The organism is Pseudomonas sp. KH_046_2, from assembly GCF_057838985.1.
This window is the reverse complement of the sequence record NZ_CM174480.1, coordinates 2,726,033-2,746,792: the sequence shown is the minus strand read 5'-3', so window position 1 is coordinate 2,746,792 and position 20,760 is coordinate 2,726,033. Positions and strand designations below refer to the sequence as shown.

General features: G+C 58.5%; 18 protein-coding genes. 9 read left to right on the top strand and 9 right to left on the bottom strand.

What is annotated here, in order from left to right; all coding sequences use genetic code 11:
* Nucleotides 1-61: 61 nt before the first annotated feature.
* The 5 genes from AC3IX1_RS12490 to AC3IX1_RS12470 all read left to right on the top strand — a co-directional run bounded on the left by AC3IX1_RS12490 (nt 62) and on the right by AC3IX1_RS12470 (nt 4,393).
* Nucleotides 62-958 carry a DMT family transporter gene (locus tag AC3IX1_RS12490; protein ID WP_489388415.1) on the top strand — a complete coding sequence of 299 codons (897 nt, stop codon included), beginning with the start codon at nt 62-64 and terminating at the stop codon, nt 956-958.
* A 91-nt stretch (nt 959-1,049) separates the two neighbouring features.
* The gene (locus AC3IX1_RS12485; protein WP_489388414.1) at nt 1,050-1,670 is read left to right on the top strand and encodes a LysE family translocator; all 621 of its coding nucleotides are present in this window, start codon (nt 1,050-1,052) and stop codon (nt 1,668-1,670) included.
* A 170-nt stretch (nt 1,671-1,840) separates the two neighbouring features.
* Nucleotides 1,841-2,923 carry a bifunctional transcriptional activator/DNA repair enzyme AdaA gene (locus tag AC3IX1_RS12480; protein ID WP_489388413.1) on the top strand — a complete coding sequence of 361 codons (1,083 nt, stop codon included), beginning with the start codon at nt 1,841-1,843 and terminating at the stop codon, nt 2,921-2,923.
* A 35-nt stretch (nt 2,924-2,958) separates the two neighbouring features.
* Nucleotides 2,959-3,771 (top strand): isocitrate lyase/PEP mutase family protein, encoded by an 813-nt coding sequence (locus AC3IX1_RS12475; protein ID WP_489388412.1) that lies wholly within the window; start codon nt 2,959-2,961, stop codon nt 3,769-3,771.
* Nucleotides 3,772-3,775: 4 nt separating this feature from the next.
* Nucleotides 3,776-4,393 carry a DNA-3-methyladenine glycosylase family protein gene (locus AC3IX1_RS12470; RefSeq protein WP_489388411.1) on the top strand — a complete coding sequence of 206 codons (618 nt, stop codon included), beginning with the start codon at nt 3,776-3,778 and terminating at the stop codon, nt 4,391-4,393.
* Between the two features lie 139 nt (nt 4,394-4,532).
* Here the strand turns inward: AC3IX1_RS12470 and AC3IX1_RS12465 are convergent, their stop codons facing one another.
* The 3 genes from AC3IX1_RS12465 to AC3IX1_RS12455 all read right to left on the bottom strand — a co-directional run bounded on the left by AC3IX1_RS12465 (nt 4,533) and on the right by AC3IX1_RS12455 (nt 7,742).
* Complete coding sequence (locus AC3IX1_RS12465; RefSeq protein ID WP_489388410.1) at nt 4,533-5,630, bottom strand: extracellular solute-binding protein; 1,098 nt, start codon at nt 5,628-5,630, stop codon at nt 4,533-4,535.
* A gap of 2 nt (nt 5,631-5,632) precedes the next feature.
* Entirely contained in the window at nt 5,633-6,757 is a 1,125-nt protein-coding gene (gene aguA / locus AC3IX1_RS12460; RefSeq protein WP_489388409.1) for an agmatine deiminase, read from the bottom strand.
* A 100-nt stretch (nt 6,758-6,857) separates the two neighbouring features.
* Nucleotides 6,858-7,742 (bottom strand): LysR substrate-binding domain-containing protein, encoded by an 885-nt coding sequence (locus tag AC3IX1_RS12455; RefSeq protein WP_090454991.1) that lies wholly within the window; start codon nt 7,740-7,742, stop codon nt 6,858-6,860.
* Nucleotides 7,743-7,992: 250 nt separating this feature from the next.
* Here AC3IX1_RS12455 and AC3IX1_RS12450 point away from each other — a divergent pair, with 250 nt between their 5' ends.
* Nucleotides 7,993-8,391: a PaaI family thioesterase gene (locus tag AC3IX1_RS12450; protein ID WP_489388408.1), complete on the top strand. Its 399-nt coding sequence runs from the start codon at nt 7,993-7,995 to the stop codon at nt 8,389-8,391.
* Nucleotides 8,392-8,442: 51 nt separating this feature from the next.
* Entirely contained in the window at nt 8,443-8,934 is a 492-nt protein-coding gene (locus AC3IX1_RS12445) for a GFA family protein (RefSeq protein WP_489388407.1), read from the top strand.
* A 12-nt stretch (nt 8,935-8,946) separates the two neighbouring features.
* On the opposite strand, the gene AC3IX1_RS12440 is transcribed toward AC3IX1_RS12445, so the two are convergent.
* Entirely contained in the window at nt 8,947-9,555 is a 609-nt protein-coding gene (locus tag AC3IX1_RS12440; protein ID WP_489388406.1) for a MiaE family protein, read from the bottom strand.
* A 162-nt stretch (nt 9,556-9,717) separates the two neighbouring features.
* On the opposite strand from AC3IX1_RS12440, the gene AC3IX1_RS12435 reads away from it, so the two are divergent.
* A complete protein-coding gene (locus AC3IX1_RS12435; protein ID WP_489388405.1) occupies nt 9,718-10,581 on the top strand; it encodes a universal stress protein in 864 nt (287 codons plus the stop codon).
* Nucleotides 10,582-10,607: 26 nt separating this feature from the next.
* Here the strand turns inward: AC3IX1_RS12435 and AC3IX1_RS12430 are convergent, their stop codons facing one another.
* Complete coding sequence (locus AC3IX1_RS12430; protein ID WP_489388404.1) at nt 10,608-11,078, bottom strand: DUF1289 domain-containing protein; 471 nt, start codon at nt 11,076-11,078, stop codon at nt 10,608-10,610.
* Nucleotides 11,079-11,535: 457 nt separating this feature from the next.
* Here AC3IX1_RS12430 and acnB point away from each other — a divergent pair, with 457 nt between their 5' ends.
* Nucleotides 11,536-14,136, top strand: a complete 2,601-nt coding sequence (gene acnB / locus AC3IX1_RS12425; protein WP_046037240.1) for a bifunctional aconitate hydratase 2/2-methylisocitrate dehydratase — start codon at nt 11,536-11,538, stop codon at nt 14,134-14,136.
* A 401-nt stretch (nt 14,137-14,537) separates the two neighbouring features.
* On the opposite strand, the gene AC3IX1_RS12420 is transcribed toward acnB, so the two are convergent.
* The 4 genes from AC3IX1_RS12420 to AC3IX1_RS12405 form a co-directional block, all read right to left on the bottom strand.
* Nucleotides 14,538-15,011, bottom strand: a complete 474-nt coding sequence (locus AC3IX1_RS12420) for an Lrp/AsnC family transcriptional regulator (RefSeq protein WP_489388403.1) — start codon at nt 15,009-15,011, stop codon at nt 14,538-14,540.
* 466 nt (nt 15,012-15,477) lie between these two features.
* Nucleotides 15,478-16,821, bottom strand: coding sequence for a dihydrolipoyllysine-residue acetyltransferase (locus AC3IX1_RS12415; RefSeq protein ID WP_489388402.1), 1,344 nt, complete (start codon nt 16,819-16,821; stop codon nt 15,478-15,480).
* 86 nt (nt 16,822-16,907) lie between these two features.
* The gene (gene mdeB, locus AC3IX1_RS12410; RefSeq protein WP_489388401.1) at nt 16,908-19,616 is read right to left on the bottom strand and encodes an alpha-ketoglutarate dehydrogenase; all 2,709 of its coding nucleotides are present in this window, start codon (nt 19,614-19,616) and stop codon (nt 16,908-16,910) included.
* Between the two features lie 197 nt (nt 19,617-19,813).
* Complete coding sequence (locus tag AC3IX1_RS12405) at nt 19,814-20,734, bottom strand: branched-chain amino acid transaminase (RefSeq protein ID WP_489388400.1); 921 nt, start codon at nt 20,732-20,734, stop codon at nt 19,814-19,816.
* Nucleotides 20,735-20,760 lie beyond the last annotated feature (26 nt).

The window sequence follows — 20,760 nt, the reverse complement described above, 5'->3', positions numbered from 1 at the left end:
ATTGTATCGATAGTCGCTCATACGATGAGTTTCGTGCAATCAGACAATGAGCGTGAGCCAAATGGAACGGATCTCGAACCTGCAACACCGGACGCTGGAAAACAGCACCAGCGGCTGGATCAACGGCCTGATCGGCGTGGTGATCTTCAGCGGCTCGCTGCCGGCGACACGGGTGGCGGTGCTGGAGTTTGACCCGGTGTTCCTGACGGTCGCGCGCGCGACCATCGCGGCGGTCCTGGCGCTGTGCCTGCTGTGGCTGTTCAAGGAAAAACGCCCGGCGCGCCAGCAACTGATTCCGTTGATCATCGTTGCCTTGGGCGTGGTCATCGGCTTTCCCCTGTTGACCGCGCTGGCGCTGCAATACGTGACGTCCGCGCACTCCATTGTCTTCGTCGGCCTGTTGCCCCTGGCGACGGCGGTGTTTGGCGTCCTGCGCGGCGGCGAGCGGCCACGGGCGGCGTTCTGGATTTTCTCGGTGCTGGGCAGCCTGCTGGTGGTCGGGTTTGCCCTGTCCCAAGGGCTGACCGCCTCCCCGCAAGGCGACATCCTGATGCTGCTGGCCATCCTCGCCTGCGGCCTGGGTTATGCCGAAGGCGCGAAGCTGTCGCGCACGCTGGGTGGCTGGCAGGTGATCAGCTGGGCGCTGGTGCTGTCGCTGCCGGTCGTGGCGGTGCTGAGCTGGATGCGGATGCCGGCTTCGTTCACCGGCATCAGCACGCCGGCTTGGTTCAGCCTGGCTTACGTCTCGCTGTTCAGCATGCTGATCGGTTTCGTGTTCTGGTATCGCGGGCTGGCCCAAGGGGGCATCGCCGCCGTCGGGCAATTGCAGCTGCTTCAGCCGTTTTTCGGGCTGACCCTGGCCGCCACCCTGCTGCATGAACATGTCAGCGTAGGCATGCTGGGTGTCACTGTCGCCGTGATCCTTTGCGTGGCCGGGGCGAAAAAATTCGCCAGATAGCCCCGTGTACGGTGGTTTGCGCCCATGACTGTATGGGTCTGGTCGCGGGTGAGCCGTGATAAAAATAGCGCTCTTGCTACAGGAGCCCACCATGGACCTCGCCACCCTCACCCTGTTCCTGCCGGCCTGCTTCGCCCTCAATATGGCACCCGGCCCCAACAACCTGCTGTCGGTCAGCAATTCGACCCGCTATGGCTACCGCACCGCGTGTGTCGCCGGCATCGGCCGGTTGTTGGCGTTCGCCGGGATGATTGCCCTGGCCTCGGCGGGATTGGCGGTGGTGTTGCAAACCTCCGAGTTGCTGTTCTACGCCATCAAGATCCTCGGCGCGGCCTACCTGTTCTACCTCGCCTGGCAATTGTGGCGCGCCGATCCGGGTGTGGAAAACGTGGTCACCACAGCCCCAGTGGGCACGCTGGCGCTGGCCCGACAGGAGTTCCTGGTAGCGGCCGGCAACCCCAAGGCCATCCTGATCTTCACCGCGTTCCTGCCGCAATTCGTCGACTCGACCCACGCCATTGCGCCGCAGTTCGTGGTGTTGGGCGCGCTGTTTCTGGTGCTGGAATGGATCGCCATCGGCGCTTACGCCTACATGGGCCTGCACATGCGCCGCTGGTTCGCCAGGCCGTCGGGCAAGCGGATGTTCAACCGCTGCTGTGCCGGGTTGTTGTCGGCGGCGGCTTCGGTACTTCTGATGGCCAGACGCGCCTGAAAATGTGGGAGCGGGCTTGCTCGCGAAGGCGTCGTGTCAGTCACCTCAATGTCGAATGACACGATGCCTTCGCGAGCAAGCCCGCTCCCACAGGGTGCTGTGTGTAATGAACGAAATTCACTGTCGATTTTCCGGTGGAGGTCATCCATGACGCGATCTATGCTGCGCCCATGAACCTACAAAAAACGCTGCTTCCGCCCCGTGCCGAGATGGTTCGCGCCATGCTCGAACGAGACACCTCCTACGAGGGGGTGTTCTTCACGGCGGTCAAGACCACAGGCATCTTCTGCCGCCCCGGTTGCACCGCCCGCAGCCCGAAGCCGGAAAATGTCGAGTTCTTTGCCAACGCCGAACAATGCCTGGCGGCGGGCTATCGCGCCTGCCTGCGCTGCAAACCGCTGGACACCGCCGCCAGCGCGCCGGACTGGGTGCAGACTCTGTTCAGATCGGTAGACGCCGACCCGGAGCAGCGCTGGACCGACGCCCAACTACTGGCCCAAGGCATCGAACCGCTGAAACTGCGCCGCTGGTTCAAGCAGCACTTCGGCATGACCTTCCACGCATGGTTGCGCGCTCGGCGTCTGGGCATGGCGTTGGGCGGGATCAAGCAAGGCGACTCCATCGACGACGTTGCTTTCGATTCCGGTTACGAGTCCCTGAGCGGTTTTCGCGATGCCTTCCAGAAATCGTTTCACATCACCCCAGGCCGCGCCGCCAACAGCGAGCCGCTGCTGTTCACGCGCCTGACCACACCGCTGGGGCCGATGATCGCCATGGCCGAACGGCGAGGTCTGGTGCTGCTGGAGTTTCTCGACCAGGCCTCACTGAACCCTGCGGTCGAAGCGCTGCAAAACCGTTTCGGCTATGCCGTAGCGCCGGGGCACAACGCGCATTTACAGCAGATCGAAGAACAATTGTCCGCGTATTTCGCCGGCACGCTCACGGAGTTCAGCGTGGCCCTGCACATGCCCGGTAGCGAGTTCTCCCGCCGGGTCTGGGCTGAACTGGCGAAGATCCCTTACGGCCGGACCACCACCTACGGCGCCATCGCGGCAAGCCTGGGCAAGCCAGGTGCCAGCCGGGCGGTGGGCCTGGCCAACGGGCATAACCGCTTATCGATTGTCGTGCCCTGCCACCGCGTGATCGGCGCCGACGGCTCGTTGACCGGCTACGCTGGAGGCCAGCCGCGCAAGGCGTTTCTGCTCAGGCTGGAGAACGCAGCGGTGCAGCTCACTGAGCAATTGGCGTTCTGATCCCCCCACAGATTTTTCATAAGGAAGGAAACTCGATGGACAGGCTCGACAATCAACTGCACCAACTGCATCACGAGGGATTGCTGATCCTCACCAACGTCGCCGATGCCGCCGGAGCGCGACTGGTGGAGCAACTGGGCAACAAGGCCGTGGCCACCAGCAGTGCGGCGGTGGCCTGGGTGCATGGCTATCCGGACGGCAACACCCTGCCCCTTGAGCGCCTGGTCTCGACCGTCGAGTCGATTGCCCGGGTCATTTCGGTGCCGCTGACCGTGGACATCGAGGCCGGTTATTCCGATGACCTGGAACGGGTAGCGCAGGTGGTTGATGCGGTGATCGCCGCCGGCGCTGTCGGGATCAATATCGAAGACGGCTCCGCGCCACCGGAGTTGCTGGTACGCAAGATTGAGATCGCGCGCCAGGTGGCCGACCGGCGCAACGTGAACCTGTTTATCAATGCGCGCACGGATGTCTACCTGCGGGGTCTGGTGCCCGCCGAAGATCGCGTCGCCGAAACCCTAAGGCGCGCCGCGTTGTATCAGGCGGCCGGTGCCAATGGCCTGTTTGCCGCCGGCGTTACCGCGGAGTACGAGATCAAGGCGCTGTGCCAGGGCACCTCGCTGCCACTGAATGTGCTGGGGTTCCCGGGCCTGCCGTCGCCTGAAGCGCTCGAGGCACTGGGCGTACGCCGTCTGAGCGCGGGTTCGGGCATCGCCGAGTTCCTCTACGGCGCCATGGCCGGCATCGCCAAGAGCTTTCTGCAAACCGGCAAGTTCGATAGCCACGACCTGAAGGCTTTGACCTATGGCGAAGTAAACGCCTTGTTGAAACCGTCCGGGAAAGCCTGAGCCCATGGCCGACGGCTATCGGGCGGCCAGTGCGTTCCTGGCGACCATCGATGGCGACTGGCGCCGCCACATCGACGCCATCGGCCCGTGCCTGCACCAGCCGCATGCGGCCCGTGACCCGTATGAGTCGCTGGTGCGGGCGATTGCCTATCAGCAACTGCACGCCAAGGCCGGCGATGCGATAGTCGGCCGACTGCTCGCGCTGTTCGGTTCCGGTTCGTTTCCCAGGCCTGAACAGATCGTCGCCACGGATTTCGACCGACTGCGCAGTTGCGGATTTTCCGCGAGCAAGATCGCGACCATCCAGGGCATCGCCCAGGCGGCGCTGGACGGCGTGGTGCCGGATTACGCCACGGCACTGGCCATGGACGATGAAGCGCTGATCGAACGACTGATCACCTTGCGCGGCGTGGGCCGCTGGACCGTGGAGATGCTGCTGATCTACAGCCTGGAGCGGCCGGATATCCTGCCGGCCGATGACTTTGGGGTGCGTGAGGGTTATCGACGACTCAAGGGCCTGGAGGTGCAGCCGACACGCAAGCAGATGATCGAGATCGGGTCGGCGTGGAGCCCTTATCGGACGGTGGCCTCCTGGTATTTGTGGCGGGTGCCCAACAAATAAACCGCGTTATCGTTCATCGCGGGCAAGCCCGCTCCCACAGGTTTTGTGTCGAGCACAAAGGCTGCGTACACAATGATCCTTGTGGGAGCGGGCTTGCCCGCGAAGGCGTCAGCCCAGTCAATACATCACCCGAAACAAATCACAACCCCGACTTCAACCGACTGAATGCCCTGATCAACGCCCGGTTGAACGCCTTGCCATTGTCATTCTTGCTATACAGCGAAGCCCTCACCGCGGCCGTCGGATACGTCCCCGGATCATTGCGAATCGCCGGCTCGACCAAGCCGTCCGCCGCCGTGATCGCATTGGCGTAATGGATGGTGTCAGTAATCGGCGCGATCACTTCCGGGGTCATCAGGTAGTCCATCAATGCCAGGCCGGCCTTCGGGTGCGGCGCATCCTTGGGAATGACCATGGCATCGAACCAGATCAGCGTGCCCTCCTTCGGAATCCGGTACTTGAGCGAATACGGCTTGCCCGCCGCCTCGGCCTGGCCCGCCGCGATGGCCACGTTGCCGTTCCACGACATCGCCACGCAGGTGTTGCCGTTGGCCAGGTCGCTGATGTTCAGGTCGTTGTCGAAGTAGCGAATGTACGGACGAATCTTCGCCAGTTGCTGCTCGGCCAGCTTCAGGTCATCGAGGTTCTGGCGGTTGATGTCCAGGCCCATGTACTTCATGACCGCCGCAAATACTTCGTTGGGATCGTTGAGCAGGCTGACCCCGCAATCGGCGAATTTCGCGACCACGGCCGGGTCGAACAGCATCGCCCAACTGTTGGTCGGCGCGTCGGGCAGGCGCTGTTTGACCGCCTGCTCCTGATAACCCACACCCGTGGTGCCCCAGGCGTAGATCCCGGCGTAGCGGTTACCCGGATCGAACACCGCCATGTGCTGGCGGAACTCCTCGCCGACCCCGGCGAAATGCGGCAGTTGCTGCTTGTCGACCGTCTGCACCGCGCCACTTTCGATGGCCCGGGACAGATGCTGCCCCGCCGTCAGCACCAGGTCATAACCACTGCGGCCGGTGAGCAGTTTGGTCTCGACGGTTTCCAGGGAATCGAAGTGGTCGGCCACCACATGGATGCCGGTTTTCGCTTCAAAATTCTTCAAGGTGTCCGGGGCCAGGTACTCGCCCCAGATGTACAGGTTGACCACCGGCTTCGTGGTGTCGGCGGCCTGCACACACAGGGGTGCAAGCACCAGCAGTATTGCTTGAGTCAGTTTGTGCAGGCCCATTTTCACACTCCCTTCTTGTTGGAAGCAGTGGCGGCGTACTGCGGCATGGTGATGCACGCGACGTTGCCGCCACCGAGGAGGATTTCCCGGGAGTTTTCGATGCCGACGATGCTGTGTTTCGGGAACAGCTCGGCCAGGGTCGCCAGCGCCACCTTGTCGTTGCGATCACCGAACAGCGGCACCACGATGGAACTGTTGCCGGCGTAGTAGTTGATGTACGACGCGCAGATCTTCGTCCCGGCCTGGCGGGTATGGGTGCTGTCCTGCTGGTCCAGGCCTTCGGCTTCTTCGGCGGTCCACTCCAGCACATCCGGTTGCGGCAGCTTGTGCACGATCAGTTCGCGACCGCGACTGTCGCGGGTGCTGCGCAGGATGTCGTAGGCCTCCTGATAGATTTCCCACTGCGGGTCGTCGCGGTTGTCGGTCCATTGCAGCACCACTTCACCGGGGCGCACGAAGCACGCGAGGTCGTCGACGTGGCCGTCAGTTTCGTCGAACTTGCAGCCCCGTGGCAGCCAGATCACCTGCTCGGCGCCGAGGTAATCGGTCAGGCGACGGGTCACTTCGGCCTTGCCCAGGTGCTGGTTGCGGTTACGGTTGAGCAGGCATTGTTCGGTGGTCAGGATGCTGCCCTGGCCGTCGCTCTGGATGCCGCCCAGTTCGGCGATCAACGGCGCGCGATAGCGGTCGAAGCGTTCGATTTCGAGGATCTTGCTGGCGATCTGGTCGTCCTTGTCCCACGGGTAGTACAGGCCGCCGTCGAGGCCGCCGTAGGCATTGAATTCGAAGTCGACGCCGCGCACTTCGCCGCTCTGGTCATTGACCACAAAGCACGGGCCGCTGTCGCGGAACCAGGTGTCGTTGCAGGTCATTTCCACCACGCGCACTTGCGGTGGCAACTGACGGCGCGCGGTGGCGAACTGTGCCGCCGAGGCGCACACGGTGACCGGTTCGCTCATGGAAATGGCGGTGACGATCTGCACCCAGACTTTCTGCGCCGGCTTGGCACCGTTGCGCCAGACGTCGGTGCGCTCCGGCCAGCCGAGCCAGCAACCGGACTTGGCTTCGAATTCGCCGGGCAGACGGAAACCGTCCTGTTTGGGGGTGGTGTCGAGCAAGCGGGCCATGGTCAAACCTCTTCAGCGGGGATTGGAATGACCACAGGCTAAGGGCGTTGGCGACTGGCTCGCCAACGATGATTATTTCGGAATACTTGAATTCAACTCATCAATCGAGCAACTGATCGTTGAACCATTCCAGCATCTGCGCCACCGCCGGACGCTCCAGCCGCAGCCGCTCGCACACCAGCGCGTATTGGCCCAGCGCAGTCATGCTCGAGGTGAACGGCCGTACCAGCCGACCGCTGAGCAAATCTTCCTGGGCCGTCAGGTTGTCGCCCATGGCCACGCCCTGCCCTTGGGCCGCGGCCTCCAGTGCCAGCCCGGCATGGGCGAAATACAGTTGCCGGTCGGGGCGTTGGTCGCCGGCATGGCTGGTGAGCCACGCGGTCCAGGTCTTGCCGTCCTGGTCGTCGTGCAGCAGACAGTGGCGGGCCAGGTCCTTCGGGGTTTTCAGCGTGCCCTGGTTGAACAGGCCGGGGCTGCACACCGGGAAGAACTGCAACGCCGGCAGCGGCCGGACGAAATACGCGGTGCTGTCCACCGGGCCGGTGCCGTAGGTGATCGCCAGGTCGATGTCTTCCCCCGGCGCCGTGGCATCGATCGGCTGTTCGTACAGATGCAGGGTGATGTGCGGGTAGCGCGCGTAGAAATCCGTGAGCCGGCTCATCAGCCACTTTTGCGCAAGCTCCGCGGTGACCGCCAGACGCAATACCGCCAGGGATGAAGGGTCGCGCAGTTCATCACAGGCATCGCCAATCAGTTCGAACGCCTGCTGCAAGCTCTGCATCAGGCGACCGGCGGCCAGGGTCGGGCGAATCTGCCGGCCCTCACGCACGAACAACGGCACACCGAGCTGCTCTTCGAGTTGGCGAATCTGGTGGCTGACCGCGCTGTCGGTGACACACAGCTCGGCCGCCGCCCGGCCGAAATGGGCGTGACGGGCGGCGCATTCGAAGGTTCGCAGGGCAGCCAGGGAAGGTAGTCGTCGCATCAGGTCATGTCCCGGTTTTGAGGGGGACATGCTGGATTGGCTGGCGGTGGCTGTCCAGCGGGACCGCGTTATCGTTCTTCGCGAGCAAGCCCGCTCCCACAGGGAAGTGCACTCCAACTGTGGGAGCGGGCTTGCTCGCGAAAGGGCCATCCCATTCACCACCAACCCACCAGCCCATCACCTTCCCTTATGGACCATGACATCCACCCGCACCCGGCGCATGTTGAGCCCTCAACCGGAGGGATTCGCCATGCTCAACACACTCAAGCACATCAACTCGACATCAGCCTTCAACCGCTGGGCCGGCTTCGAAGTTACCCGCGCCGAAAGCGGCGAAGTCGAACTCACGATGGCCTTTCGCGAGACCGACATGGCGCAATACGCCGGTTTCCTGCATGCCGGCCTGATTGGCGCGATGCTCGACACAGCTTGTGGCTTCGCCGCAGGAACCGTGGCGGGCAACGTGCTGGCCTCGCACTTTTCAGTCAACTGCCTGGCGCCTGCCATCGGTGAAGTGTTCATCGCCCGGGGCCGGGTGGTGAAGGCCGGCAAGAAACAGGTGTTCGCCCGCGCCGAGCTGTTCGCGCAAACCGGTGATCAACTGAAACTGGTGGCGACCGGCGACGCGATCCTGGTGCCGGTCGAGTAGCCCTGACGGTCTAGGCTGTTCCGGGTACGTTCCAGACAGCCGGAGATTCTTATGCAACTCGAAGGTTCCTGCCATTGCGGCGCGGTGTCGTTCAGTCTGACCTGCGCCCACCCCTACCCTTACCAGCGCTGCTACTGCTCGATCTGCCGCAAGACCCAGGGAGGTGGCGGCTATGCGGTCAATCTCGGTGGCGATGCCGCCAGCCTCAAGGTTCGCGGACGCAAGCACATCGCGATTTACCATGCGCGACTCAAGGAAGACGGCGACAAACGCGCCCACAGCAGCACCGCCGAGCGGCATTTCTGCTCGGTCTGCGGCTCGGGTCTGTGGTTGTTCAGCCCGCAGTGGCCGGAGTTGATCCACCCGTTCGCCTCGGCCATCGACACCCCGCTGCCGGTGCCGCCGGAGCACACGCACCTGATGTTGGGTTCAAAGGCATCATGGGTGGAAGTCCAGGCGCAACCCGGGGATAAACAGTTCGATGTGTACCCCGAAGAGTCCATCGCGCAATGGCATGAACGGCTGGGTTTGAGCCGTTCATGACTGGAGGGGGGATTACGCCGCAGCCGGCACACCGCTGTGAAAACGGAATTCCACGTCCGGCGATTCGATCAGTTCCTGCTCGGCGGCGCGGACCCTGTCGACCACCTGGGCGATGTCCTTGGCGTCTCCATATTGATAAGCCAGCTTCAGGTAACCTTGGAAATGCCTGGCTTCGCTCTTGAGCAGGCCGAAATAGAACTTGCCCAGTTCTTCGTCCAGATGCGGCACCAGCGCTTCGAAACGCTCGCAACTGCGGGCTTCGATGAACGCCCCCACCACCAACGTGTCCACCAGCTTCACCGGCTCGTGACTGCGTACCACCTTGCGCAGCCCCGATGCATAGCGCCCGGCGGACAGCTGGCGCAGCCCGATCTTGCGGCGCTTCATCAGGCGCATGACCTGTTCGTGGTGCACCAGCTCTTCCCGGGCCAGGCGCGACATCATGTTGATCAGATCGACGTGGGAGTGATACTTGGCGATCAGGCTCAACGCGGTGCTCGCGGCCTTGAATTCGCAGTTCTTGTGGTCGATCAGCAGGGTTTCCTGATCGGCCAGCGCGGCCTGGATCCAGCCGTCGGGGGTGCGGCAGCCAAGGAACTCGTGAATTTCGGGAAGGATCATGGGGCTCACGGAAAAATAGGTTCAAAACGAAGGGCGCCGATTATACCGGCCTGCCCGCAGACCACCAGTCGCCAACCGTTGATATGCATCAAGTCGCCGAATCGCAGACAGCAACTATAGTTGTGCAACGCCGTGCTTTTTTATTTTCAGGAGATCACGCTCATGCAAGCCGTACGCAGCATTCTGGTGGTCATCGACCCCGAACACTCCGAAAGCCTGGCGCTCAAACGGGCGAAGTTGATCGCCGGTGTGACCCAGGCACAGTTGCATCTGCTGGTGTGCGATCCCAAGCATGATCACAGTGGCATGCTGGGTGTGCTCAAGGCCGCTTTACAGGAAGACGGTTACAACATCACCACTGAGCAGGCCTGGAATCAGAGCCTGCATCAAACCATCATCGAGGTGCAGCAAGCCGAAGGCTGCGGCCTTGTGGTGAAGCAGCACTTTCCCGACAGCGCACTGAAAAAGGCCCTGCTGACACCCGAGGACTGGAAATTGCTGCGCCAATGCCCTTCCCCGGTACTGCTGGTGAAAACCGCCGGTTCATGGAAAGACAAAGTGATCCTGGCCGCTATCGACGTCGGCAACAGCGACCTCGAACACCGCCACCTGCACGACACCATCATTGATCACGGCTATGACATCGCCACCCTGGCCAAGGCCCACTTGCACGTGATCAGCGCCCACCCGTCGCCGATGCTGTCGTCGGCCGACCCGACGTTTCAACTCAGCGAAACCATCCAGGCGCGCTACCGCGAGCAATGCAAGTCGTTCCAGGCTGAATTCGACATCGACGATGAACACCTGCACATCGAGGAAGGCCCGGCGGACGTGTTGATTCCGTTCATGGTGCACAAGTTGCAAGCGGCGGTGACGGTGATCGGTACCGTGGCGCGTAGCGGGTTGTCAGGGGCGCTGATCGGCAATACCGCGGAAGTGGTGCTCGATTCGGTCGAGAGCGACGTGCTGGTGCTCAAACCGATGGAAGTGGCGGATCATCTTGAGGAGATTGTCGACAAGCATTGAGGCCGAACATGCTTTTGTGGCGAGGGTCAGGCGCCAAAGGCATCTTTCAAAAAACCCGGCGCAATGTAGCGTTGGTAATGGGCCTCGGAGAGCAGGAAAAATTCCCGATCAATGGCGTCGCGCAGTTCCGGCAGGTTCCACTCGCGAAACTCCGGCAGCAACACCATCCCGTAGGCCTCCAGGTTGTTGATCACCCGCGCACCGCGGGCGATCAACTGGTAGGCCCAACAGTATTCCGACTGATGGGGCACGAAGCGGATCTTGCGCTGCTCCAGCTGCATTCTCAGCAGTGCCGGGTCGAAAATTTCCACCTTGGCGGCCATCACCTGCGACAGCAACTGCTCAAGACGCAGCCATACCGCGCGCTTTTCTTCCTCGTTGTAACCGTTCCAGTGGATCACTTCGTGGTGGAAACGCTTGCAGCCACGGCACACCAGGTCACCGTAAACAGTGGAGCAGAGGCCGACGCAGGGTGTCTTGATGGTCTGATTGGGCATAGATAGGCAAAACGCGAAAAAGCAGGACAGGCCGGCATGTTAGCCCTTTGTCGGCCATTGATCACCCCTCAAAGTTCAGGGCCTATGGAGAATCGGGCTCGAGTGACCGCCACCACCAAAGTCCAATAAACACTGACTTACCTTTAATTTTTTTTTGCCGTAGAATCAGCCTGCCTTTTTAGGCGCCAATGTCCGTTAGAAGCTGTTTTCAAAGCGTCACGAGCACAGTCGTTCCTTCAGAGCGGTGTTGGCGAGGGGTTTTTCCAGCGGGGAAAAGCCCAACGCCAACCCTCATCAGCTCCCGCTCTGCAGGCGTAAAACTTTGAAAGCAGCTTCTGTAAGGAATTGTCGGTAATTCTGGCTAAGTGGCTCACAACGCCATGCAGCGCATGAGTACGGCAATTTCGGGATGAGCGTCCCGGACACCCATTTGGGACCACTGATGAGGGTAATAACTGTGCTTGAAGCCTACCGCAAACATATCGAAGAGCGCGCAGCACTGGGTATCGTTCCCCAGCCGCTAAACGCCGAACAAACTGCAGGCCTGGTCGAGCTGCTGAAAAATCCCCCGGCTGGCGAAGAAGCATTCCTCGTTGACCTGATCACCAATCGCGTTCCGCCTGGAGTGGACGAAGCAGCCTATGTAAAGGCCGGCTTCCTGTCCGCCATCGCCAAAGGCGAAGCCAAATCCCCCCTGATCGACAAGAAGCGCGCTGTTGAACTGCTCGGCACCATGCAGGGCGGCTACAACATCGTGACGCTGGTTAACCTGCTGGACGACGCCGAACTGGCTCCAGTAGCTGCCAAAGAACTCAAGCACACCCTGCTGATGTTCGACGCCTTCCACGACGTCGCTGAAAAAGCCAAGAACGGTAACGTTCACGCCCAAGGCGTGCTGCAATCCTGGGCTGACGGCGAGTGGTTCGTGAAGCGCCCGACCCTGGCCGACAAGATCAGCCTGCGCGTGTTCAAGGTCACCGGCGAAACCAACACCGACGACCTGTCCCCTGCGCCTGATGCCTGGTCCCGTCCTGACATCCCGCTGCACGCCCTGGCCATGCTGAAAATGGCTCGCGACGGCATCGTGCCTGACGCACAAGGCGTCACCGGCCCGATGAAGCAGATCGAAGAAATGCGCAACGCCGGTTTCCCTATCGCCTACGTCGGTGACGTGGTCGGTACCGGGTCTTCGCGTAAATCGGCAACCAACTCGGTGCTGTGGTTCTTCGGCGACGACGTTCCTTACGTACCGAACAAGCGTGCCGGCGGTTTCTGCTTCGGCAGCAAGATCGCTCCGATCTTCTACAACACCATGGAAGATGCCGGCGCACTGCCAATCGAATTCGACGTATCCAACATGCACATGGGCGACGTGATCGACCTGTACCCGCATGCTGGCAAAGTCTGCAAGCACGGCACCGACGAAGTCCTGACCACCTTCGAAATGAAGACCCCGGTCCTGTTGGACGAAGTTCGCGCCGGCGGCCGTATTCCGCTGATCATCGGCCGTGGCCTGACCGAGAAGGCTCGCACCGAGCTGGGTCTGCCACCTTCGACCCTGTTCAAGAAGCCTGAAGCACCGGCTGAAAGCACCAAGGGTTTCACCCTGGCGCAGAAAATGGTCGGCAAGGCTTGCGGCGTGACCGGCGTTCGTCCGGGCACCTACTGCGAACCGAAGATGACCACCGTCGGTTCCCAGGACACCACCGGTCCCATGACCCGTGACGAACTGAAAGACCTGGCGTGCCTGGGCTTCTCGACCGACCTGGTGATGCAGTCCTTCTGCCACACCGCGGCTTATCCAAAGCCGATCGACGTGACCACCCACCACACCCTGCCTGACTTCATCATGACCCGCGGCGGCGTTTCCCTGCGTCCGGGCGACGGCATCATCCACTCGTGGCTGAACCGCATGCTGCTGCCAGACACCGTCGGTACCGGTGGTGACTCCCACACCCGCTTCCCGATCGGCATCTCGTTCCCGGCCGGTTCCGGCCTGGTTGCGTTCGCCGCAGCCACCGGCGTCATGCCGCTGGACATGCCTGAGTCGATCCTGGTTCGTTTCAAAGGCGAACTGCAGCCAGGCGTCACCCTGCGTGACCTGGTTCACGCCATTCCTTACTACGCGATCCAGGCTGGCCTGCTGACCGTAGAGAAGAAAGGCAAGAAGAACGCCTTCTCCGGTCGCATCCTGGAGATCGAAGGTTTGCCTAAGCTGACCGTCGAGCAAGCGTTCGAACTGTCTGACGCCTCGGCTGAACGTTCGGCTGCCGGTTGCACCATCCAGCTGTCCAAAGAGTCGATCGCCGAATACCTGCAGTCCAACATCACCCTGCTGCGCTGGATGATCGGCGAAGGCTACGGCGATGCACGTACTCTGGAACGTCGCGCTCAAGCGATGGAAGCCTGGCTGGCCAACCCTGAGCTGCTGCAAGCGGACAAAGACGCTGAATACGCTGAAATCATCGAGATCGACCTGGCCGACATCAAGGAGCCTGTGCTCTGCGCGCCGAACGACCCGGACGACGCTCGCCTGCTCTCCAGCGTTGCTGGCGAGAAGATCGACGAAGTGTTCATCGGTTCGTGCATGACCAACATCGGTCACTTCCGCGCTGCCGGTAAACTGCTGGAACAGGTCAAGGGTCAGCTGCCAACCCGTCTGTGGCTGTCGCCGCCGACCAAGATGGACGCTCACCAGCTGACCGAAGAAGGCTACTACGGCATCTACGGCAAGGCCGGCGCTCGCATGGAAATGCCGGGTTGCTCGCTGTGCATGGGTAACCAGGCACGTGTAGAGCCGAACTCGACCGTCGTGTCGACTTCGACCCGTAACTTCCCGAACCGTCTGGGTGACGGCGCGAACGTCTACCTGGCTTCGGCCGAGCTGGCGTCCGTGGCTTCCATCCTGGGTCGCCTGCCGACCGTCGAGGAGTACATGGAATACGCTGGCAAGATCGACAGCATGGCGGCCGATGTCTACCGCTACCTGTCCTTCGACCAGATCGCCGAGTTCCGTGAAGCTGCTGCGAACGCCAACATCCCGGTCGTTCAAGCCTAACGTTGCAACGCAATGAAAAACGCCGCCCATCGTAAGATGGGCGGCGTTTTTCATGCCTTCAATTTGAACACTACCCCCTGTGGGAGCGAGCCTGCTCGCGATAGCGGTCTGTTTGCTACATCCTTATCGACTGACCCACCGACGTCGCCGAATACCCGCTCCCGCCGGCATGCCGTGGAACAGGCCGGACAACAGGTTGGAAGCCCCCAGCACGAGCAGGTCGCGGTTCGAGGTAACCCGGTCGCGATGCTTTAGCGCATAAGAACTGATCGAGCCATAGATCAGGGACAGCTCCCTAGGCAAACACTCTACGATACCCCAAAGAAATCTCTTTTTTTTTCGATCCTTGTCCTGCGTCAGAGGCTGAGCCTACTGTTCTAAATCGACGCGCTTTATGAATACTACAGCCCGACCATCAAGTTTACTGGCGCCTTGACTTCCTTTACGACAAAGGACGTGCACACGTCTTTGACACTTGGGAAACCGTTTATATTTTTTCTGGCGAACTCACTGAACTCAGCCAGATCTGTCGCCAGGATCGTCAACTGGTAATCGTAGACCCCTGAAATACAGTGACAGCCGATCACCTGTTCGAAGGCAGTAATCGACTCCTCGAACGCTTTCATATGGTCAATATCTTTTTGATCCAGCGCCACCTGGACAAAGGCAGTGATAGCGTAGCCAAGCATTTCGGTATTAATACTGGCGTGGTAACCACGCACCAGACCGATCTCTTCGAGCCGTTTGACCCGTCGCCAGCAAGGAGATGCGCTCAGTGACACCAGTTCAGCAAGTTCTGCACTCGAAAGCCTGGCATCCCTCTGTAGCGCCGCCAATATCCGGCGATCCGTAGCATCGATCTTTACCTTTGGCATAACCATTTCACCCCCCCAAAAAACACAGAACATACACTCCATATCTTATCTATAGTCAAGAGGATTTTAGTATAATCAAGTTGCAAGAAAGTCGTAGTATCTTCTGCTTGCCTACTCGGTACTTGAAGCACACTCATAATAGGCTACTTGGGGTGAAAATCGACACTGGTGTCAACGTTCACATGATCGAACAATAAAAATCAACATAAGCAATAATAGCGGCGAATTAACCAGTACTTTACCTAAGTTAGCCTTGTAAAATCCCATACGAGGCACCTTCAATTTGTTCAGTAGCATTGTAACTCGGTGATGACGAGACTCTTTCATGCCCACCCCAAAAGCTTCTCATACTTTCGATTAATGCATCCCTGGCACTACCGGCGACGTACCGTAGCACCGGCCCTCACTTGAACATGATTTCTCGAATGACAACGCACTGAACTGCCCTTACCTTCAACAATCAAGATTACATAATCAATCGACGCATATCAGCCAACTGCTCGGCAAGGAAAACATTAAAACGGCCTGCCGCGGCTCCATCAATGACGCGATGATCCCAACTTAAACTCAGGGGCAAGATCAGCCTTGGCACTACCTGTCCCTCATCCAGGGTTACCCGACTGCTGCTTCGACCGAGCCCCAAAATTGCGACCTCTGGCGCATTGATGATCGGGGTAAAGTACGTACCTCCTATTCCACCCAGGGAGGAAATAGTGAAACAACCACCGCTCATATCTGCTGACTCAAGCTCCCCTGCGCGGGCTTTAGCCGATAACGCGGACATCTCCCGAGCTAAGGTCAACACGCCCTTTTTATCAACATCACGAATAACTGGAACTACCAGTCCGTGGGGCGTATCAGCAGCGAAACCGATATGAAAATAGTCTTTCAATATGAGCTGATCGCGATCCAGACTCGAATTGAATTCAGGAAACCTCTTCAGCGCAGCAACACATACTTTCATGACAAAAGCGATCATCGTCACTTTAACGCCTTGGCTGGCGTGCTCTTTGTTGAGTTTACGACGAAAATCTTCCAACTCTGTAATGTCCGCTTCTTCATGATTCGTAACATGCGGAATACTTAACCAGTTACGGTAAAGATTGGCGCCACTCATTTTCTTGAGTCGAGACAGATCGACACGCCTCACTTCGCCAAACTTTGAAAAATCAATAACCGGCCAAGGTAACAGCCCCTCCATGAAGGATTGAGTCGTCGGGCTGTTGTTTTGCGCATTTGTTTTTCTCGACCCGGCCATTATTTGCGCAACGAAAGAATGAACATCCTCCTTGATAATCCGTGCTTTAGGTCCAGTGCCGTTTATTTCATTCAGTGGCACCCCAAGCTCCCGGGCCAACTTACGAACCGAGGGCGACGCAAACGGCAACGCCCCATTGGAAGTGACACTCTCAGCGATGACCGCATGAGATATCTCCAATGAATACGATGCCAACGGTACAGGCGAGTGAGCAGGTGAAGGCATTGCAACCGGGACGGAAACCGGGGACTGAGTGGCAACCGCCTGAAGTTGTTCACCTGCAATTGTGGATGATTTCCTTGCAGAGCCCTCGACATGTTCCACGGTGGCAATCAACGACCCTTCACTGATTTTTTCACCTACCACAACTTGAACAGTGCTTATCTTGCCGTCGTGCGACACAGGAATATCCATTGTTGCCTTATCGGATTCGACAACAATGATAGTTTGCCCTGTTGCCACCCAATCACCTGGTGCAACAAGCACTTCAACAATGCTGATTTCTTTAAAATCGCCAATATCAGGAACTAAAATTTCGCACAACGTCGTCATGAAGATCATCCAGAATTTTTTGTCTAACAGTCTCGACAAGCGCAATGGGCGACACCCATTACACTGCCTCCCTTAGCAAATTCGAACTAACATTCCCAAGGGGCTGTTTCGTCAAACTTAATGTCGTACTTTTCAATGGCACGAGAGCAGACATCGGCACTGAGTTTTCCTTCATGCACCAAACCCCATAGCGTACTCAGGACAATCTGATGACGGTCTACTTCAAAAAACTTGCGCAGCGCTGTGCGCGTATCGCTGCGACCAAAGCCGTCCGTACCCAGGACGACATAGTGATCTTCAACATAGGAGCCAATCAGTTGCGGTAGCGCGCGCACATAATCGGTCGCAGCAATGATTGGACTCCCCTTCGGCAAGCACTCACTAACGTGGCTCGTTTTCTGTTCGCCTTCAGGATGATGTCGGTTCCAACGCTCTACACCTCTGGCGTCCCTCGCAACTTCTGTGAAACTGGTGACACTCCACACCTGAGAGTCGACCTGCCAATCCGCGCTCAGGAGTTCTGCTGCAGCCATCACTTCGCGCAAGACAGTGCCTGATCCGAGCAGCCGCACTCTGTTCAATCCCGCTCCGCACGCGTGTTCGGAGAAGAGGTACATGCCTTTGATGATGCCTTGCACGACATCAGCAGGAAGATTGGGCTGGGCGTAGTTTTCGTTCATAAGGGTGACGTAGTAAAACTCGTCAACCTGTTTCTCCAGCATCTGGCGCATGCCATGATCAAGAATTACCGCAAACTCACCCGCGAATGCCGGGTCGTACGCTCTGCAATTTGGCACCAGAGCAGCCATCAAATGGCTGCTGCCATCTTGATGCTGCAGACCTTCCCCTCCCAGTGTTGTACGGCCTGCTGTGGCGCCAAGCAGAAAGCCTCTGGCCCTTTGGTCAGCTGCCGCCCAAATGAGATCACCTACTCGCTGAAATCCGAACATTGAGTAATAGATGTAGAACGGCAGCATGGGCAGACCATGGGTGGCGTAGCTGGTTGCCGCAGCCACCCAGGAGCTGATGGCACTGGCCTCGCTGATGCCCTCTTCAAGTATTTGGCCATCCAGCGCCTCTCGGTAGCTCAGGATGGAGCCGATGTCCTCTGGCTCATAATGCTGGCCGACACTGGAATAGATACCAATTTGCCTGAACAGATTCGCCATCCCGAACGTCCGGGCCTCGTCAGCCACGATGGGAACCACCCGTCGCCCCAGGAGAGGATCTTTCAGCAAGCTGCCGAGCATCCTCACAAACGCCATCGTGGTAGACATTTCCTTGCCTTGCGCGTGAATGGCAAAGCTTCCGTACACCTCCAATCCCGGTACTGCGACCACAGGGACATCCGTTTGCCGACTGGGCGTGAACCCCCCAAGGCTTTGGCGACGCTCAAGCAGATAGCGCATTTCACGACTATCAGCGGCAGGCTTGTAGAAAGAGAGCGTCTCAACCTGCTCATCGGTCAGGGGCAGATTGAATCGATTTCTAAAGCCGATAAGCGCTTCGCGATCCAGCTTCTTCTGCTGATGAGTCGTCATTCTTCCCTGGCCGGCTTCACCCATCCCGTAACCTTTTTTGGTCTGGGCAAGAATGACCGTAGGCTGCCCCTTATGAACAGCCGCCGCTTGGTAGGCTGCGTAGATCTTCACCATATCGTGGCCGCCTCGTTTCAGCCGATCGATCTGTTCGTCTGTGAGACCTTGGGCAAGCTTTGCCAATGCTGCGTTTTGACCAAAAAAATGGTCCCTGTTGTAGCGCCCGTCTTTCGCGGCAAACGTCTGGAACTGCCCATCAACAGTTTGCGAAAGGGCGCGCACCAGACTTCCATCCGTATCGCGGGCGAAAAGCCCGTCCCAATCAGACCCCCAAACCAGTTTTATGACGTTCCAGCCTGCCCCGACAAACAGTGCTTCCAACTCGTCGATGATTCGCCCATTGCCTCGCACCGGCCCGTCTAATCGCTGTAGATTGCAATTGACTACCCAGATCAGGTTATCCAGACCCTCCCTTGCGGCCAAAGTAAGGGCAGACATGCTTTCCGGCTCATCCATCTCACCGTCACCGAAAACGCCCCACACTTTTCGCTCAGAGGTGTTCAGCAAGTCACGGTTGTGAAGGTAGCGCATGAATCGGGCCTGGAAGATCGAACTGATTGGGCCGATACCCATCGACCCTGTCGGAAATTGCCAAAAGTCCGGCATTAACCATGGATGTGGATAGCTGGACAAACCCTGCACCCCTTGTCCGGCCGCGGTGATTTCCTGCCGGTAGTGCACGAGGTTCGTTTCTTCCAGTCGTCCCTCAAGGAAGGCGCGCGCATAAACACCTGGAGCCGAGTGAGGCTGATAGAAGACCAGATCGCCTCCAAAAGACTCGCTCCTCGCTCTGAAAAAATGGTTAAAACCGACCTCGAACAAATCCGCCGCACTCGCGTAACTGGCGATGTGCCCCCCCAAATCACCATATGCCTGGTTGGCACGCACGACCATGGCGAGCGCATTCCACCGAATGATCGATGAGAGATGTTCCTCGATTGCCAGATCGCCCGGGAATGCGGGCTGCTTTGCTACGGGGATAGTGTTGATGTAGGGCGTAACCAACGAAGGTTTCCAACCGATGTTGGGATCGCGGACAAGACTGACCAGTTCATCGATGATGTTGCGAGCCCTCTCAGGGCCGCTATTGGCAATCAAAGAAAGGAGTGCATCACGCCATTCTGCAGACTCCTGCGTGTCGTTTTCATTGGCGCAAAACTCGGGATTTTCAGGAGTACCGTGCAGGGAACTGTCCATGCTTGCTTCACCTCACACCAAAAATTCCAGCCACTGCCAAGAACGTTTAAAAACGCCTTTCAGCGTTGATATTCATTATTGGTTATCCACCTGGACACACACTTTTTATACTATCGTTGCTCAACAAGTTTAGTCCGGCATCTGCCAGTACGACTCGGCTGCTCTCTAGAACATATCCTCTATCGGTGAGTCGACTATCAAACCCAGGTCAACCAATGGGCGTACTTTTCATTCGTGCCATGCACCGCGCAAAAGTAGACCTCTTGAAGTTGCTGAGTGATCGGGCCTCGCGAGCCGGTACCGATGGTCCGACCATCGAGTTCACGAATGGGTGTAACTTCAGCCGCGGTGCCTGTAAAGAAGGCCTCGTCACAGCAGTACAACTCATCGCGTGTAATACGCTTCTCTCGAATTTCGAAGCCTAGGTCCCGAGCAATAACCATCACCGAATCACGGGTGATGCCATCCAGGCAAGAGGCCAGGTCGGGCGTATAAATAACGCCATCTCGAACCATGAAAACATTCTCGCCCGCGCCTTCACTGACATAACCTTCAGTGTCCAGCAGTAACGCCTCATCAAAGCCGAGCGAAGTCACCTCTCGATTAGCCAGGATGGAATTGATGTAATAGCCACACGCTTTGGCACGCACCATGGATACGTTAACGTGATGGCGGGTAAACGATGACGTTTTTACGCGAATACCCTTTTCCATGCCCTCTTCCCCAAGGTAAGAGCCCAAGGGCCATGCTGCTGTCGCGACATGAATGGTGTTGTTTTTTGCTGAGATACTCAGAAAGTCTGAACCGATCCAGACCAAAGGCCGCAGATAACACGACGGGTAGTTATTTACCCGGATGACTTCCATGCACGAGTGACGAATAGTTTCTTCATCAAACGGAATATCCAACTGAAAGATCTTCGCCGAATTAAACAGGCGACGAATATGCTCTTTCAGGCGAAAGATTGCAGGTCCGCGTGTGGTTTCATAGGCACGCATGCCCTCGAACACCCCCATGCCGTAATGAAGTGTATGAGTCAAAATATGGGTATTGGCTTCACGCCACTCAACTAACTCACCGTCTTTCCAAATTTTCCCGTCACGGTCTGACATCGACATTTACAACCTCCAGACTAAATAATAAA

Coding starts and splice junctions, on each gene's coding strand:
- mdeB (WP_489388401.1), bottom strand. CDS start 19,616: ATGGACAGTTCCCTGCACGGTACTCCTGAAAATCCCGAGTTTTGCGCC.
- AC3IX1_RS12420 (WP_489388403.1), bottom strand. CDS start 15,011: ATGCCAAAGGTAAAGATCGATGCTACGGATCGCCGGATATTGGCGGCG.
- AC3IX1_RS12450 (WP_489388408.1), top strand. CDS start 7,993: ATGCTCAACACACTCAAGCACATCAACTCGACATCAGCCTTCAACCGC.
- AC3IX1_RS12475 (WP_489388412.1), top strand. CDS start 2,959: ATGGACAGGCTCGACAATCAACTGCACCAACTGCATCACGAGGGATTG.
- AC3IX1_RS12445 (WP_489388407.1), top strand. CDS start 8,443: ATGCAACTCGAAGGTTCCTGCCATTGCGGCGCGGTGTCGTTCAGTCTG.
- AC3IX1_RS12415 (WP_489388402.1), bottom strand. CDS start 16,821: ATGACGACGTTGTGCGAAATTTTAGTTCCTGATATTGGCGATTTTAAA.
- AC3IX1_RS12430 (WP_489388404.1), bottom strand. CDS start 11,078: ATGCCCAATCAGACCATCAAGACACCCTGCGTCGGCCTCTGCTCCACT.
- AC3IX1_RS12470 (WP_489388411.1), top strand. CDS start 3,776: ATGGCCGACGGCTATCGGGCGGCCAGTGCGTTCCTGGCGACCATCGAT.
- AC3IX1_RS12455 (WP_090454991.1), bottom strand. CDS start 7,742: ATGCGACGACTACCTTCCCTGGCTGCCCTGCGAACCTTCGAATGCGCC.
- AC3IX1_RS12490 (WP_489388415.1), top strand. CDS start 62: ATGGAACGGATCTCGAACCTGCAACACCGGACGCTGGAAAACAGCACC.
- AC3IX1_RS12480 (WP_489388413.1), top strand. CDS start 1,841: ATGAACCTACAAAAAACGCTGCTTCCGCCCCGTGCCGAGATGGTTCGC.
- AC3IX1_RS12465 (WP_489388410.1), bottom strand. CDS start 5,630: ATGGGCCTGCACAAACTGACTCAAGCAATACTGCTGGTGCTTGCACCC.
- AC3IX1_RS12485 (WP_489388414.1), top strand. CDS start 1,050: ATGGACCTCGCCACCCTCACCCTGTTCCTGCCGGCCTGCTTCGCCCTC.
- AC3IX1_RS12435 (WP_489388405.1), top strand. CDS start 9,718: ATGCAAGCCGTACGCAGCATTCTGGTGGTCATCGACCCCGAACACTCC.
- AC3IX1_RS12405 (WP_489388400.1), bottom strand. CDS start 20,734: ATGTCGATGTCAGACCGTGACGGGAAAATTTGGAAAGACGGTGAGTTA.
- aguA (WP_489388409.1), bottom strand. CDS start 6,757: ATGGCCCGCTTGCTCGACACCACCCCCAAACAGGACGGTTTCCGTCTG.
- AC3IX1_RS12440 (WP_489388406.1), bottom strand. CDS start 9,555: ATGATCCTTCCCGAAATTCACGAGTTCCTTGGCTGCCGCACCCCCGAC.